The following is a 15,268-nucleotide window of genomic DNA, read 5'->3' as shown; positions in this document are numbered from 1 at the left end:
GCCGTCGCGAAGCCGATCTCCTCACGAGAGACCAAGGGGAGATCGAGTCCCGCTTAACCCGCGCTCTGCGGATAGCAGATAATCGACAGATAGCGCATCGGCAGTTTCGTCAGTTGCTCCGGCCCGTGCGGCGCGTCGGCGTCGAAGAACAGGCTGTCGCCGGGCTTCATCGGGTAGAGGTTGCTGCCGTGCCGGTAAACGACCTCGCCTTCGAGCATGTAGAGGAACTCCATGCCCTCATGCTGGAAGGTCGGGAACACATCGGAATCCTCGGTCAGCGTGATCAGATAGGGCTCGACGACGACGCCGCTGGTGTTGGATCCGATATGGCCGAGCAGGTTGTACTGATGACCGGCACGGGTGCCGCGGCGTTCGACATCGAGACCTTGGCCGGCCTTGACGAAGACGGCACTGCGCTCCTCCTCGAAGCGGCGGAAGAAGGCGGTGACCGGAACGCCGAGCGCCCGCGACAGTGCCTGCAAGGTGGTCAGCGACGGCGAGGTGATACCATTCTCGATCTTCGACAGCATGCCGAGCGAAATGTCGGTGGCGACCGCGAGATCGGCAACGGTGATGCCGAGCTTCTTGCGGAACGCCCGCACCTCGCGGCCGATCGCCACCTCCAGCACTTTTTCGCGCGTGTCGCGAATGGCATGCGGGTTCTGCGTCAGCGGCGCGCGGATGGTCTTGCCGTCGGCCGAGACCTTTGGCAGCGGCTTGGCCGTCGCACCGGCGAGACCAGCCTTGGGATCGGAAACCTTCTTCGCCATGTCGCCCCCGGCACTCCTGGGATTTATTTCACTCTAGGTGAACATGTCAGGTGCCGATACAGGAGCGCAACTGCGACGGCAAGTCGCGTGAACGCGCATGCGCATGATAATGATGTTTGGCCGCGTCCGGCTTTTCGCGGGAAATCCACATCGGCGAAACCTTGTTTCAGCATCGGGCTGTTGACAGCACGAAAGGGCCAATTACTGTCCTGTGAGTGAAATTTGTTTCGTAAGAGAAATTCAGATCGGGAGGCCTGCCATGAAAAGTCGCGTTGCCGTCATCGGAGCCGGCCCGTCCGGCCTGGCACAGCTCAGGGCCTTCAAGTCGGCGGCCGACAGGGGCGCCGACATTCCCGAGATCGTCTGCTTCGAAAAGCAGTCGGACTGGGGCGGCCTGTGGAACTACACCTGGCGCACGGGCCTCGACGAGCATGGCGATCCGGTGCACGGCTCGATGTACCGCTATCTCTGGTCGAACGGACCGAAGGAGTGCCTGGAATTCGCCGACTATACTTTCGAGGAGCACTTCGGCCGGCCGATCGGCTCCTATCCGCCGCGCGCCGTGCTGTGGGACTACATCAAGGGACGCGTCGAAAAATCAGGCCTTCGCAAATGGGTGCGCTTCAACAGCCCGGTGCGCATGGTGACGTTTTCGGACGAGACGAAGAAATTCACCGTCACCGCGCATGACCGCACCAACGACGTCACCTATTCCGAAGAGTTCGACAATGTCGTCGTCGCTTCCGGGCATTTCTCGGTGCCCAACGTGCCCTATTTCGAGGGCTTTTCGACCTTCAACGGCCGCATCCTGCACAGCCACGATTTCCGCGACGCGATGGAATTCGAGGGCAAGGATATATTGATCATCGGCCGCTCCTATTCGGCCGAGGACATCGGCTCGCAATGCTACAAATACGGCGCCAAATCCATCACCTCCAGCTACCGCTCGAAGCCGATGGGTTTCAAATGGCCGGAGAATTGGAAAGAGGTGCCGCTCTTACAGAAGGTCGTCGGCAAAACCGCGCATTTCAAGGACGGCACCACTAGGGATGTCGACGCCATCATCCTGTGCACCGGCTACCTGCATTCCTTCCCCTTCCTCACCGACGATCTGAAGCTCAAGACCGCCAACCGCATGTGGCCGCTCGACCTCTATGAAGGCGTCGTCTGGGAGAAGAACCCGCAGCTTTCCTATATCGGCATGCAGGATCAGTTCTACACCTTCAACATGTTCGACGCGCAGGCCTGGTTCGCCCGCGACGTCATCATGGGCCGCATCAAGCTGCCGTCGGCCGAGGCAATGGCCGAGCACGGCGCGAAATGGAGGGCGCGTGAGGAAACGCTCGAAGACGCAGAGCAGATGATCTGGTTCCAGGGCGACTACACCAAGGAATTGATGGACCAGACCGACTATCCGGGCTTCGACGTCGAGGCGGTCAACCAGACCTTCATGGAATGGGAACACCACAAGGCGGAGAACATCATGGGCTTCCGCGACCACGCCTACCGCTCGCTGATGACCGGCACCATGGCGCCGCTGCATCATACGCCGTGGCTGCAGGCGCTGGACGATTCGATGGAGAGCTATCTCGAGGTGAAGGGCGTCGCGGCGGAGTAGGGCGGCGCCTGCTACCCCAGCCTTGCCCTGGCCTTCGCCGTCCAGGCGCTGAACAGCCGGTCGGCGACGATGCCGATGAAGGCGATGGCGAGGCCGGCAACGATGCCACGACCGGAATCGGCCTTGGACAGCGCGATGAACACTTCCTGGCCGAGATCGCGGGTGCCGACCATGGCGCAGATGATGATCATCGCGAGCGCCATCAGGATCGTCTGGTTGACGCCCAGCATGATTTCGGGAAGCGCCAGCGGCAGTTGCACGCGAAAGAAGGTCTGGCGCGGCGTGCAGCCCGAAACCTTCGCCGCCTCGATCAGCGCCGGCGGCACCTGCCTGATGCCGTGATTGGTGTAGCGGATGGCAGGCACCACGGCGAAGGCTATCGTTGCGATCATCGCCGTGACGTCGCCGACCCGAAACAGCATCACCACCGGGATGATGAAGCAGAAGGACGGCAGCACCTGCAGCGTGTCGATGACCGGTGTGACGATCTTCTCGAAGCGGTCGCTGCGCGAAGCCATCAGCCCTATCGGAATGCCGACCAGGCAGGCGATGAAGGCCGAGATACCGCAGAGATAGACCGTCGCCATGGTCTTTTCCCACAGGCCGGTGATGGCGCAGAAGGCGGTCAATGCGGCGACCAATACAGCGAGGCGGAAGCCGCTGAGCTGATAGCCGGCAAGGCCGAGCAGGAAGACCGCGCCCAGCCACGGAAAGCCTTCGCAGAAGGCACGCAGCGGGTTCAGCAGGTTCAGGATGAGCGCCACGCGAAACGCCTCGATCGTGTCGAAGAAGTTGATCGTCACCCAGTTCACCGCTGCTTTCCACAGCGGCGCGGTGGTGAAGGTGATCGCCTTCGGCACCGCCGCGAAGACCGGCACGAACAGGCCGAGAAGTGTCGTCACCACAAGGATGGCGATGGCCAGCGTCAGATTGGGGTAACGCTGCCAGAGGCTCGGGCTCATCTCCTGATGGGCATGGCCTTTGGCCTGCTTGTGCGCGATGGCCTGGCTCAGCCGGTCGAGCGCAATGGCCAGTGCCACGATGGCAAGGCCGGCTTCCATCGCCTCGCCAACCTTCAGCGCGCGCAGCGCCAGGAGCACGTCGTAGCCGAGGCCGCCGGCGCCGATCATCGAGGCTATGATCACCATGTTCAGCGCCAGCATGATCACCTGGTTGACGCCGACCATCAGTGTCGGCCGTGCCGAGGGCAGCAGCACTCGCCACAGTTTCTGCCGCGCCGTGCAGCCTGCCATCTCGCTGAAATCGTCGATTTCCGATGGTACCCGCGACAGGCCCAGCATCGTCGCCCGCACCATCGGCGGGGTGGCGAAAATGGCGGTCGCGATCATCGCCGACACCGGGCTGTTGCCGAACAGCAGCAGCATCGGGATGAGATAGGCGAAGGTCGGAATCGTCTGCATCAGGTCGAGGGCAGGGGAGACGATAAGCCTTTCGGCCCATGGCTTGCGCCACGCCCAGATGCCGGCGAACAGCCCGGTGACGATACAGAACGGCACGGCGATGGAGATCAGCGCCAGCGTCAGCATGGCGCTGGTCCATTGGCCGAACAGGGCGATGTAGAGGAAGCAGCCGCCGACCAGCAGGCTGAGTTTTCTGCCGCCAGCGGCATGACCGGCGAGGAAGGCGGCAGCGCAGACGCCGACCCAGGACAGACGCGGCAGGACAGAGGCGTCAGCGCCGTGGCCGATCTTGAAATTCTTGGCCAGCAGATTGAGCGCGAAATCGAGGGGAACGCCGAGCACCGCGGTGATCGAGCGGGTCAGCCAGGACAGGTTCGACTTGATCCAGCGCATCAGCGCGCTGACCCAGTCGGCGACCGGCACGACGGCGCTTGCCGGATAGTTGACGGCCCAGGGCAGGCGGTCCTGCAGCAAGAACACGACAAGCACGGCGGCAAGCGCGAACACCCAGACCAGCAGCCAGACCTGAATCGGTCGCGACCGCGTCTCGCTGGCGCTTGCTGTCACCGTCATGCGCCGACCCTTGAGCGATCGATGCCGGCCAGCAAATCGATCACCGCTTGCGGCGTCACCTCGCCGATCGGCTTGCCGGTGCCGTTGACCACCGCGAACGGCTTGTTGGCGGCAACGATACCGGCAGAGAAGCTGGCGATCTTGGCATCTGGGGCAACGGTGCCGCCATGCTCCGAGCCGTCGCAGGCGCGCATTAGGCTGCGTGCCGAAATCACCTTGGCGCGGTCGACGTCGCGGGTGAACTCGGCGACATAGTCGGTCGCCGGATTGACCACCAACTCCTCCGGCGTGCCGATCTGGATGACCTCGCCATCCTTCATGATGGCGATGCGGTCGGCCAGCCGGATCGCCTCGTCGAAATCATGGGTGATGAAGACGATGGTCTTGTGCAGCATGGTTTGCAGCCGCATCAGCTCATCCTGCATTTCGCGGCGGATCAGCGGGTCGAGCGCCGAGAACGGCTCGTCGAGGAACCAGATTTCCGGTTTTGTCGCGAGGCTTCGGGCGATGCCGACCCGCTGCTGCTGGCCGCCGGACAATTCGCGCGGATAGAAATGCTCGCGGCCGCGCAGGCCGACAAGTTCGATGACCTCGCGCGCCCGTGCCTCGCGTGTCGGCCGGTCCTGCCCCTGGATGCTGAGCGGGAAGGCGATGTTCTCCAGCACGTTGAGGTGCGGCAGCAGGGCAAAATTCTGGAACACCATGCCCATGCGGTGTCGTCGCAACTCGATCAGCGCTGCATCCGAAATTTTCAGCAGATCCTTGCCTTCGAATTCGACCTTGCCGTGGGTCGGCTCGATCAGCCTCGACATGCAGCGCACCAGCGTCGACTTGCCGGAGCCCGACAGGCCCATGATGATGAAAATCTCGCCCTGGAGGATTTCGAGGTCGACGGCGCGCACCGCGCCGACCAGCCCTGCGGCGGTGACGTCGGCCATGCTGGCCTTGCCGTCGCGTTCGCGGATGAAATTGGCCGCGTTCGATCCGAACAGCTTCCAGACATTGCGGCAGGCAAGCTTTATCGGGCGGGCATCTTTTGGCGTGCCCGCCCCCTTGGCGCCCTGTTCAGTCTTGTCCGTCATTCAAACGTCCTTCTGGAGCACAAGAACCGAGGCCCGCCTGATCAACTGCCGGGTCTCATCTTCCAGTCGGAACGATCACTGCGCCCAGGCTTTCCAGTCGGCCTCGTGGGCGGCGATCCAGGCGGCGGCGACGTCTTCCGGCGTCTTGCCGCCGAGATCGATCTCGCCGCTCATCTTGTTGAGCTCGTCGGTGTCGACCGTGTAGGCCTTCGCCACCTTGTAGGCGACCGGCCATTTGTCCTTCATGCCGGCCCAGGAGTACTTCCAGATCTCGCCATGCGGCTTGCCGCAATCATATTTGGCGTCGGGGTTGGTGCCCCATTTCGGGTCGTTGTAGCACTCGGGCGTGTATTCGGGGAATTCAACCCATTCGCCCTTGTATTTGGCCGGCGCCCAATGCGGCGAATAGATCCACAGCATGATCGGCGCTTTGCGCTGATAGGCCGAGTCCAACTCGGCGAACATCGCCGCGTCGGTGCCGGCATGGATGACGGTGAAGGGCAGTTTCAGCGCTTCGACGCGCTCGTCGTCAAAGCCTTCCCATGTTACCGGGCCGCCGAGATAGCGCCCCTTCGGTGCGGTCTCCGCCGTCGAGAAGGCTTCGGCGCATTTCGGATCCTTCAGCGCTTCCCAATTGGGCAGGCCGGGGCACTTCTCCTTCATGTATTCGGGAAACCACCATTCTTCCTTGGCCTTGGGGCCGAGCTTGCCCAGCCGTTCGGTCTGGCCTGTCGCATCGGAGGCCTTCATGGCCTCGCCGGCGGTCGTGTCCCAGAATTCCATGCCGACATCGAGATCGCCATTGGTGAGACCGGTGGTCAGGCTGGAGAGGTAGTCGGCGGTCGGATATTCGACGGTATAGCCGAGCTTTTCCAGGATGCCGCCGAGGATCTTGGCGTTGAGGTTGACGCTGGTCCAGTCGAACAGCGCGATCTTGATCGGATCGTTGGATTCCGGTGCGGCGGCTTGGGCGGAAGGTGTCAGCAGGCTTAATGTCGCGAGCGCGACGGCGCTCATCGAGAGTTTCGAGATCTGGCTGCGAAATGACATGCTTGTTCTCCTTCAAGCTGTGAAAATTATCGTCCGTTCCCTTCTTGCGGCTTTTCTTGATTGTGTTGGAAAGACTGGTCTTTGCGCAAGGCCGTCGGCGCCAAATTATTGCCCCGGCTTTGGCCAGTGCAGGCAAGATGGTGCTCAATTCTGGTGATGATGGCACAGGATCGGAGTGTCGGCGTCATGACTGCCGACGGATCGCTGAGGGAGCGGTCATCTGCGGATCGAATGCCAGTCCTGCGGCGCCCTGCAAGGTGCGAGCCATCAAGGTCGTATGATCTCGGCTACCCGCCTGGTAAGCCCCATCTCGCCAAGGCCGTTTCATAGGATGAAATTATATATACCAAGGTTCATGTCGCGCAACGACTAACGCTTCGCGAGACGTACAAATTCAGACTGCAGGCGAAGCTGAGCTCTTACCAGCAGACGTAGCCGCCATCTACAATCAGGTCGAGGCCGGTGACGAAGCTCGCTGCGCGGCTGGCGAGGAACACCGTCGGCCCGACCATTTCCTCCGGCGCCGCCATGCGCCCCATCGGCGTGTCGCGCTTGAAGATCTTCACCTCTTCCGCCACCTCTGGCCGCTTGTTCATCGGCGTCAGCGTGTAACCGGGACTAACCACATTGACGCGCAGGCCGCGATCGGCCCACTCCATGGCGAGGCTCCTGGACATGTGGATGACGGCAGCCTTCGAAGAGTTGTAGTGCGCCTGCGTCAGGCCGCGGTTGACGATGGTGCCCGACATCGAGGCGATGTTGATGATCGAGCCCTTGCCTCGCGCCAGCATCTTGCGCGCTTCGGCCTGACAGGACAGGAACACGCCGGCGACATTGACGTCGTGAACCTTCTGCCACGTCTCCAGCGGCATCGTCTCGGCGGGCTCGGAGCCGGCAATGCCGGCATTGTTGACGGCGACGGTGAGCGCACCGAGTTCGCTCTCGACGCGATCGATCGCCGTCGCGAGATCGCTCTGCGATGTCACTGTACCGGTCAGCACCAGCGCTTTGCGGCCGAGCGCCGTGATCCGGTGCGCGGTTTCGTCCAGCCCACCCTTCGATGCATGGCCGAAACAGGCGACGTCGGCGCCTGCCTCGGCCAGTCCGATCGCGATTGCCTGGCCGATGCCGCTGCCGGCGCCGGTGACCAGCGCGACATCGCCGTTCAGTTTGAAAAGATCCATCGAGTGCCCTCCCTGGCCCAGGGAGGGTATGCGCTGAGCCGTGCTTCGATCAAGCGCCCGCGCGCAAATGGCTCAAGCGGCGTCGATACTCAGAAATAACCGCTCGACGCGGCCGTGGCTTCCTTCGGGATTTCGACGCCATCGACCAGGATCTTGTCGACCAGTTCGTGGTGGAAGCAGACCAGCCCCTTGATGCGCTCCGCCTCGTGCACCGGCTCGGGATAATACCAGACCAGGTTCTCGTGACGCTTGGCCTTGGTCGTCACGTGATAATAGTTGGAGATGCCCTTGTAAGGACAGCGCGAAATGTAGCGGCTGGGCGCGAACATATCGAGCCGCGTATCGGCGATCGGCAGATAGTGGCGCACCGGATGGCCGGTTTCGAACAGGAACACGCCGCGGCGTGAATCGGCGACCTGTTCGCCGTCGAGAATGACCTGCACGCGCCGCGACGACGGGAGGCAGTCGACCCGGCGGAACGGATCGCGGGCGTGGACGAAGATTTCTTCGTCCTCCTCGAACCAGTGGCCCATCTTGCTCCAGGTGAACGACATGTAGTCCGATATCGGCGGACAGCCCTTGATCGGATCGAGATAGCGCCAGGCCGCGTCCTCGACCAGCGTGATGCCGGTGTTGAGCGAGTAGTGGGTGGCTGTGCCCTTGAACGGGTCCTCTGTCGTCGTCTTGCTCGGCAGCAGGAATTCCTCGCGAACGTCGCCGATCGGGAAGTAGTAGACCGGCAGGTGATCGGATTCGTAGAACACCAAGGCATTGGTCGTATCGGCCACGGTCATCGATCCCACCTGCACACGCAGGCGCTTCTGCGTCGGCATGGTGAAGGCTATGTAGCCCGGCTCGAATTCATACTGCACAATGGTGTCGAGCAGCGGAAAATGCGGCCCACGGCCGCGCAGATGGGGCTTGCGAATGGTAGTCTCCCGTTTTGTTTCTTTTGTCATCGGGCGCTGGCGCACGATCAGCTCAACGACACGCGGTCGAGCAGCAGGCCGGCCGCGATCGGCGGAAGGCCGCTGACATTCTTGCGCACCGGCACCAGCAGATCGGGGAAATAGCTGAAGATGACAGGCGTCTCGTCGAGCAGCAATTTCTGGATGTCGGAGGCGGCAGCGCGCTGCGCGCCGGCATCGAGCGCCTTGAGATAGCTGGTGACCATGCCATCATAGGCCGGGCTCTTGAAATGCGCCGCGTTCCAAGGGCCGTCGCTGACCAACGGGCTCTTGAGGAAGACGTTTGGCACGCTGCGATGCGCGTAGTCGGTGATGCCGAGCGGGCTGTCCAGCCAGTCCGACTGGCCGAACACCGCTTTGCCGTAATATTTGTCCTGGTCCTCGATGTTGAGCGAGATGCGCGCACCGATCTCCTTGGCGAAATTCTGGAACAATTGCGCATAGCCCGGAATGTCGGAATAGCGCAGCGTGGTCAGCGTGATGTCGAAGCCTTCGGCGAGACCCGCCGCCTCGAGCAACTGCTTGGCCTTGGCGATGTCCTGGACGCGTTGCGGCATCGACTTGTCGGTCGCGGGGAAGGCCGGCGCGAACGGGCTGTCATTGCCAGTCGCCGCCATGCCGCGGCACAAGCCGTCGACCAGCTTGGAGCGGTCGATGCACAGCGCCAGCGCCTGGCGCACGCGCTTGTCGGTGAAGGGGCCGGTATCGCAGCGCATGTGCAACTGGCGGTGCGCGGTCGAAGCGACACGCAACACGGTGATATCAGGACTGTTCAGCACCACCTGGCTGACATCGAGCGGAACAGCATCGAGAATGTCGACTTCGCCGGCCTGCAGGGCCAGGATGCGCGGCTGCACGTCGCCGTAGAACTTGAATTCGAGCCGGTCGGGCAGCGCCTTCTCGCCCCAATAGTCGGGATTGCGGATGAAGGTCGCGCCAACCTTTGGTGTGTAAGTCTCCAGCCGAAACGGCCCGGTGCCTTCGAACGTCTTTTCGTAATCGCCCTTGTAGCTCGCCGGCAGGATGACGGCGTTGTAATTGTCGATCGACACTGAATAGGGAAAGCTGCCATTCGGCGCATCGAGATGGAAGGCGACGGTGTGGTCGTCGACCTTCCGGGTGCCGCCCTTCGAAAGAAGGCCTTTGAACACCGAAAGCGCGTTGGAAGCGCCGTTGGGATCGGCCAGCCGGTCGAAGGTCGCGACGACGTCGTCGGCCTTGAAATCCTCGCCATTGTGGAATTTCACGCCCTTGCGCAGCTTGAAGGTCCACACGCTGCCATCCTCGTTCGGCGCCCAGCTCTCTGCCAGCACAGGCTTTAAAGTGAGGTCCGGCTGCGTGATGCAGAGAAACTCGGCGGTTTGGAAAACCAGTTGGTAGCTGCCGCTGTCATAGTAGGTGACGGGATCGATGGCGCCGCCCGGCGTCGCCACGCCGGCGCGCACCGTGCCGCCCGGCTTGCCCTCGGCGCGGGCCTGCTGTGTGCGGAGGCCGGCGGCCGCGACGAGACTGCCCAGGAACGGCAAGGAAAGCCCAAGCACGCTGCCATGGCGCAGGAAGTCGCGGCGGTCCATCCTGCCGGCCAGCAATTCGTCGACAGCGGAATTTTCGATTGCAGTGAGTGTTCTGCGAGCGTTGTCGATCATCCGGAAATGCTTGGGCATGGCTGGATTCCTCGCTTGTCTGGGGTTCAGTCATCTAGTTCATTGTTGACTGCCGCCGGAAAGCGATATTTTTTGATAGGGGTCATCGAAATTTTCGATGCAAGAGGTGGGCATGGACACTGAGAATCTGCGCAGCTTTCTCGAAGTCGCCACGCATGGCAGCTTCACCGTCGCGGCTGGCCGGCTCAACCTCGCCCAGTCCACCGTCAGCGCGCGGATCAGGGGGTTGGAGGAGCAGCTGGGGCGCCGGCTTTTCGTGCGCGACCGCGATGGCGTCACGCTGACGCCTGCCGGCCGGCAGTTCCTGCCGCACGCATCGTCCATCACCCGCACATGGGAGCAATCACGGCAGGATATCGCCGTTCCCGATGGCTACGAAACCTTGCTGCGGCTGACCGCGCCTGCCTATCTCTGGGACCGCATCACCTCGCCATGGGTCGAGTGGATGCGCGCCAGGCGGCCGAACGTGGCGCTGCGGCTTGAAGGCAGTTTCCCGGATCTGGCGATCGACCAGCTGGCGGAAGGCCTGCTCGACATCTGCATCCTCTATCTGCCGCGACCGCATCCCGGCATTGTCTACGAGACGCTGGCCGTCGATCAGGTGGTGCTCGTCCAGCACGCCGCACAGACCAAGCCATGGACCGAAAACTATATCCTGATGGACTGGGGACTGGAGTTCCGCATCGAGCACGACCGCGCCTTTGCCGGCATGGTCAAGCCGGCGATTTCGGCCGGGCTGGTCTTCATCGGGCTGCAGCACGTGCAGTCGCAGCAGGCCGCCGCCTATCTGCCGCTCAGTGCCGTCAGCGGTCATATCGAGCGCGGCGAGATGCGGCGCATCGACAACACACCGGTATTCCAGCGGCCGATCTACCTCGCCTATCCCTCGAACCCCGTGTCCTCGGATGTTCTGGATGTCGCGCTCACAGGTCTGCGCACGCTGGCCAGGGACTGGGCCGAAGGGCAGGGCTTTTCAGAAGGTGACCGTGCTCTCAGCATGGCCGGCCAGATCTGACCGGCCAAGCCACGCGAGCGAGAGCGCTATGCCGGCTCGGTCACGACCGCTCTCTGCAGCCTGGCCAGTTCGGAGTAAGGAATGTGGCAGCGGATGGAATGGCCGGGCTGGGCCTCGCCGAGTGGCGGCTCCTGCTGCTCGCAGATCGGGCCGATCTTGCGCGGGCAGCGCGTGTGGAACACGCAGCCTGACGGCGGGCTGGTGGCGCTGGGGATCTCGCCGTCGAGACGAATGCGTGCCGTATCGGTCTGGTCGAGTTTGGGCACGGCCGACAAAAGCGCCTCGGTATAGGGGTGATGCGGGCCGGAAAAGACATCTTCCGACGGTCCGAGTTCCATGATGCGGCCGAGATAGAGCACGGCGATCTTGTCGGAGAGGTAACGCACCACGGCAAGGTCGTGCGAGATGAAGATGTAGCTGACGTCTTCCTTCGACTGAAGGTCGGCGAGCAGATTGAGGATCGCAGCCTGCACCGAGACGTCGAGCGCCGAGGTCGGCTCGTCGCACACCACGATGCGCGGATTGCCGGCGAAGGCGCGCGCAATGGCGACGCGCTGCTTCAGGCCGCCGGAGAGCTGGCGCGGCTTGACGGCCAGATGGCGGTCGGTGAGCCGCACAGAGCGGACGAGGTCGTTGAGGCGCGCCTCCAGCGCCTTGCCGGAGAGGCCGGCCAGCCGCTTCAGCGCCCGGCCGATCAGATGGCGAATCGAATGCGAGCGGTTGAGTGCGGAGTCCGGGTTCTGGAAGACGATCTGCATCGCCTTGATCTGGTCGTCGCTGCGGTTCTCCAGCCTGGGCGCCAGCGCCTTGCCCTCAAGTTCGATGGTGCCGCCGTCGTCGGGCGGCACCAGGCCGAGCAGCAGCCTGGCGAAGGTCGTCTTGCCGCTGCCGGATTCGCCGACCAGCCCGAGCGTCTCGCCGGGCCGCAAATCGACCGAAACATCCTTGACGGCGCGCAGTGCATGACCGTGGCTGGAATAGGTCTTGTTCAACCCGGCGACGCGCAGCACCGGTGCTGCCGCCGGCTTTGGGGCGGGCGCCACATCGCTCGGTGTGGCACGCGGCAGCGCTTGCGCCTTGTCGTGATGGAAGCAGCGCGACAGCCGGCCGCCCAGATCATAGAGCGGCGGCAATTCGCTGCGGCAGCGATCGTCGGCGAGCGCGCAGCGATCGGCGAAGGCGCAGCCCTTGATGTCGGCCCCGATGCCGGGCAGGAAACCCGGAATGGTGTCGAGCCGGCCCTGATCCTTGCGTTGGCCGCCGCGCGGCAGGCAACGCAGCAGGGCGACCGTGTAGGGATGGCGCGGATCGTTAAACACGACCTCCGTCGGCCCTTCCTCGACCAGCATGCCGGCATAGAGCACGCCGACCCGGTCGCACATGTTGGAAACGACGGCGAGGTTGTGGCTGATGAACAGGATAGAGGCCGACAGTTCCTGCCTGAGCTGTGCGATCAGGTCGAGCACTTCGGCCTCCACCGTCGCATCGAGGCCGGTGGTCGGCTCGTCGAGGATCAGCATCGACGGATCGTTGGCCAGCGCCATGGCAATCGCCACGCGTTGCTGCATGCCGCCGGAAAGCTGGTGCGGGTAGCGCTGCATGACGCTGACGGGGTCGGAGATGCGCACGCGGTTCAGCATCGCAATCGCCCGGTCAGTGGCCGCTCGTCCCGAAACGCCGCCGAGTTCAAAAATCTCGGTCAGCTGACGGCCGACGCGGATCGATGGGTTCAGCGCCTTGCCCGGGTCCTGATAGACCATGGAGACGCTTTCCGCGCGCGCCCGCCTGAGCGCTTCGGCGTCAAGTTTCATCACATTCTGGCCGTCGAGCGAGATCGCGCCGCCGGTGATCGAGCCATTTCTCGGCAGATAGCGCACGACGGTGAGCGCCACTGTCGACTTGCCGCAACCGGACTCGCCGACCAGCCCATAGGCTTCGCCCTGGCCGATGGTGAGGCTGAGGTTGCGCAGCACGGCGCGATTGCGGCCGGCGACGCGGTAGGCCACCGAAAGATCGGTGAGTTCGAGTGCGTTTTCGGCCTTGGCGGAGTTAGTCATTGAGCGCTCCGTGAACGCCGTCGGCCGCCAGATTGACGCCGATCACCAGCGAAGCGATGGCGAGCGCATCGAACAGCACCGTCCACCAGAAGCCGCCGCCGATCATGCCGTAATTGTTGGAGATCGACAGCCCCCAGTCGGGCGAGGGCGGCTGGATGCCAAAGCCCATGAAGGAGAGCGTGGCGACGGCGAAAATGGCATAGCCGAGCCGCACGGTGGTTTCGACCAGGATCGGCGGGATGACGTTGGGCAGGATCTCGACGAACATCGTATGCAGGGCACTTTCATGCCTGAGTTGTGCGGCGGCGACATAGTCGAGCTCGCGCTCGGCCAGCACCGCCGAGCGCACGGTGCGCGCGATGATCGGCGCGAAGCTCAGGCCGATGACGACGATGACCGTCGTCTTGGAGGTGCCGAGCGCAACGATGGCCAACAGCGCAACGATGACCACCGGGATCGCCATGAAGGCTTCGAGGATGCGGCTGACGACATCGTCGACGAGACCGCGAAAATAGCCGGTAAGGAGGCCAAGCGCCGTGCCGGCTACCGTCGCCAGCAAGGTTGCCAGCGGTGCGACGGTCAGGATGTCGCGCGAACCGACGATGACGCGCGAGAAGACGTCGCGGCCGATTTGGTCGGTGCCGAACCAGTGTTCGGAAGAGGGCGGCGCCAGCGCGTTGATGATGTCGTCGGCGAGCGGATCGTAAGGTGCGAAATGCTCGCCCAACAGCGCACAGGCAACCCAGAAGAGCACGATGGCGAAACCGACAAGGAATGTGCGCGAGCGCAGCAGCGAGTAAAAGACCTCCGCCAGCGGGCCGCGCCGGCGCGTGTCGTCTGGTGTCGGAGAGCTGGTTTGGACGGCGCTCATTGATCTGACCCCAGACGGATACGCGGATTGAGCACGGAATAGAGGAAGTCGGCGACAAGGGTGGCCACGGCATAGACAATGCCGATGGTGAGGATGCCCGACTCCAGCATCGGGAAATCCTTGCCGCGCGCGGCAGTGAAGATCAGCGACCCGATGCCTTGGTAGCGAAACAGCGTTTCGATGACGACAAGGCCGCCGATGAGGTAGCCGGTCTGCGTCGCGATGACGGTGATGGTCGGCAGCAGCGCGTTGCGCAGCACATGCCGCCAGATCACCGTGCGCCAGGGCAGGCCCTTGAGCACGGCCGTTCGCGTGTAGTCGGAATCGAGCGCCTCGATCATGCCGGAGCGTGCCATGCGGGCGATGTAGCCGAACAGCACCAGGAACAGCGGCAGCGAGGGCAGGATCAGGTAATAGAGCTGGGTGAAAAAGCCGGCATCGCGCGGCCATGCGGCTGAGATCGGCAGCCAGCGCAGCCACACGCCGAAGATCAGGATCAGGATGATGCCGGTGACGAACTCGGGCAGCACGGTCACCGACAGGCCGCCTAGGCTGATGATGCGGTCGAGCGGCCGGTTGAGGTTGAGTGCGGCAGCGACGCCGCCGAGGATGCCGATCGGCACCACCAGCACGAAGGCGACCGCCGCCAGCTTCATCGAATTGCCGAGCGCATCGATGACGAAAGGCGCGACCGGCGAGCGGAAGATGTAGGACGTACCCATGTCGCCCTGGACGAAGTTGGAGATCCAGCTCCAGTATTGCGTTAGCAGCGGGCGATCGACGCCGAGCGTGTGATTGAGCGCGTCGACCGCGCGCTGGTCTGCGAACGGACCCAATATGGCGCGCCCGACGTTGCCGGGCAGCACCTGGCCGCCCAGGAACACCATGATGCTGAGCAGGAACAGCGTGACGAGCGACAGCGAGACACGCCGGACAAGGAAGGAGAGAATGGCTAGGACTCCTTGTGGAGCCAGCCCCCATGCGGGAGCTGGCTG

At 63.3% G+C, this 15,268-nt stretch carries 12 protein-coding genes; 2 read left to right on the top strand and 10 right to left on the bottom strand.

Annotated elements, in window-relative coordinates; genetic code table 11:
* Positions 1 to 53: 53 nt before the first annotated feature.
* A complete protein-coding gene (locus tag EOB80_RS15295; protein ID WP_127270283.1) occupies positions 54 to 770 on the bottom strand; it encodes an XRE family transcriptional regulator in 717 nt (238 codons plus the stop codon).
* Positions 771 to 1,029: 259 nt separating this feature from the next.
* On the opposite strand from EOB80_RS15295, the gene EOB80_RS15290 reads away from it, so the two are divergent.
* Positions 1,030 to 2,388 carry an NAD(P)/FAD-dependent oxidoreductase gene (locus tag EOB80_RS15290; RefSeq protein ID WP_127328481.1) on the top strand — a complete coding sequence of 453 codons (1,359 nt, stop codon included), beginning with the start codon at positions 1,030 to 1,032 and terminating at the stop codon, positions 2,386 to 2,388.
* Positions 2,389 to 2,399: 11 nt separating this feature from the next.
* Here EOB80_RS15290 and EOB80_RS15285 read toward each other — a convergent pair whose 3' ends face one another.
* From EOB80_RS15285 to EOB80_RS15260, 6 genes are all read right to left on the bottom strand, one after another.
* Positions 2,400 to 4,382, bottom strand: a complete 1,983-nt coding sequence (locus EOB80_RS15285; RefSeq protein ID WP_127328480.1) for an ABC transporter permease subunit — start codon at positions 4,380 to 4,382, stop codon at positions 2,400 to 2,402.
* The gene (locus tag EOB80_RS15280) at positions 4,379 to 5,464 is read right to left on the bottom strand and encodes a glycine betaine/L-proline ABC transporter ATP-binding protein (RefSeq protein WP_127328479.1); all 1,086 of its coding nucleotides are present in this window, start codon (positions 5,462 to 5,464) and stop codon (positions 4,379 to 4,381) included. The genes EOB80_RS15285 and EOB80_RS15280 overlap by 4 nt, the downstream gene beginning before the upstream one ends.
* A gap of 75 nt (positions 5,465 to 5,539) precedes the next feature.
* Entirely contained in the window at positions 5,540 to 6,514 is a 975-nt protein-coding gene (locus EOB80_RS15275; protein WP_127328478.1) for an ABC transporter substrate-binding protein, read from the bottom strand.
* 419 nt (positions 6,515 to 6,933) lie between these two features.
* Positions 6,934 to 7,698 carry an SDR family oxidoreductase gene (locus EOB80_RS15270; protein WP_127270269.1) on the bottom strand — a complete coding sequence of 255 codons (765 nt, stop codon included), beginning with the start codon at positions 7,696 to 7,698 and terminating at the stop codon, positions 6,934 to 6,936.
* An 89-nt stretch (positions 7,699 to 7,787) separates the two neighbouring features.
* Positions 7,788 to 8,678, bottom strand: coding sequence for a DUF427 domain-containing protein (locus EOB80_RS15265; RefSeq protein ID WP_164761844.1), 891 nt, complete (start codon positions 8,676 to 8,678; stop codon positions 7,788 to 7,790).
* The gene (locus EOB80_RS15260) at positions 8,675 to 10,330 is read right to left on the bottom strand and encodes an ABC transporter substrate-binding protein (RefSeq protein WP_127328477.1); all 1,656 of its coding nucleotides are present in this window, start codon (positions 10,328 to 10,330) and stop codon (positions 8,675 to 8,677) included. Before EOB80_RS15260 ends, EOB80_RS15265 begins: the two co-directional genes overlap by 4 nt.
* Positions 10,331 to 10,442: 112 nt before the next feature.
* On the opposite strand from EOB80_RS15260, the gene EOB80_RS15255 reads away from it, so the two are divergent.
* Complete coding sequence (locus EOB80_RS15255; RefSeq protein WP_127328476.1) at positions 10,443 to 11,345, top strand: LysR family transcriptional regulator; 903 nt, start codon at positions 10,443 to 10,445, stop codon at positions 11,343 to 11,345.
* Between the two features lie 26 nt (positions 11,346 to 11,371).
* Here the strand turns inward: EOB80_RS15255 and EOB80_RS15250 are convergent, their stop codons facing one another.
* From EOB80_RS15250 to EOB80_RS15240, 3 genes are read right to left on the bottom strand one after another with little or no spacing between them, the layout of a single operon-like run.
* Positions 11,372 to 13,402 carry an ABC transporter ATP-binding protein gene (locus EOB80_RS15250; protein WP_127328475.1) on the bottom strand — a complete coding sequence of 677 codons (2,031 nt, stop codon included), beginning with the start codon at positions 13,400 to 13,402 and terminating at the stop codon, positions 11,372 to 11,374.
* Positions 13,395 to 14,273 (bottom strand): ABC transporter permease, encoded by an 879-nt coding sequence (locus EOB80_RS15245; RefSeq protein ID WP_127322511.1) that lies wholly within the window; start codon positions 14,271 to 14,273, stop codon positions 13,395 to 13,397. The genes EOB80_RS15250 and EOB80_RS15245 overlap by 8 nt, the downstream gene beginning before the upstream one ends.
* Positions 14,270 to 15,223, bottom strand: coding sequence for an ABC transporter permease (locus EOB80_RS15240; protein WP_127328474.1), 954 nt, complete (start codon positions 15,221 to 15,223; stop codon positions 14,270 to 14,272). Before EOB80_RS15240 ends, EOB80_RS15245 begins: the two co-directional genes overlap by 4 nt.
* Between the last annotated feature and the right edge of the window lie 45 nt (positions 15,224 to 15,268).

Origin of the sequence: Mesorhizobium sp. M7A.F.Ca.MR.245.00.0.0 (genome assembly GCF_003997415.1) — a bacterium.
GTDB lineage: Bacteria > Pseudomonadota > Alphaproteobacteria > Rhizobiales > Rhizobiaceae > Mesorhizobium.
The sequence above is the reverse complement of the archived record's forward strand: the minus strand, read 5'-3'. Positions and strand labels throughout refer to the sequence as shown.

Excerpts from the sequence above, each read along its gene's own strand:
- EOB80_RS15295 (WP_127270283.1), bottom strand. The coding sequence starts at position 770 with ATGGCGAAGAAGGTTTCCGATCCCAAGGCTGGTCTCGCCGGTGCGACG.
- EOB80_RS15290 (WP_127328481.1), top strand. The coding sequence starts at position 1,030 with ATGAAAAGTCGCGTTGCCGTCATCGGAGCCGGCCCGTCCGGCCTGGCA.
- EOB80_RS15285 (WP_127328480.1), bottom strand. The coding sequence starts at position 4,382 with ATGACGGTGACAGCAAGCGCCAGCGAGACGCGGTCGCGACCGATTCAG.
- EOB80_RS15280 (WP_127328479.1), bottom strand. The coding sequence starts at position 5,464 with ATGACGGACAAGACTGAACAGGGCGCCAAGGGGGCGGGCACGCCAAAA.
- EOB80_RS15275 (WP_127328478.1), bottom strand. The coding sequence starts at position 6,514 with ATGTCATTTCGCAGCCAGATCTCGAAACTCTCGATGAGCGCCGTCGCG.
- EOB80_RS15270 (WP_127270269.1), bottom strand. The coding sequence starts at position 7,698 with ATGGATCTTTTCAAACTGAACGGCGATGTCGCGCTGGTCACCGGCGCC.
- EOB80_RS15260 (WP_127328477.1), bottom strand. The coding sequence starts at position 10,330 with ATGCCCAAGCATTTCCGGATGATCGACAACGCTCGCAGAACACTCACT.
- EOB80_RS15255 (WP_127328476.1), top strand. The coding sequence starts at position 10,443 with ATGGACACTGAGAATCTGCGCAGCTTTCTCGAAGTCGCCACGCATGGC.
- EOB80_RS15250 (WP_127328475.1), bottom strand. The coding sequence starts at position 13,402 with ATGACTAACTCCGCCAAGGCCGAAAACGCACTCGAACTCACCGATCTT.
- EOB80_RS15245 (WP_127322511.1), bottom strand. The coding sequence starts at position 14,273 with ATGAGCGCCGTCCAAACCAGCTCTCCGACACCAGACGACACGCGCCGG.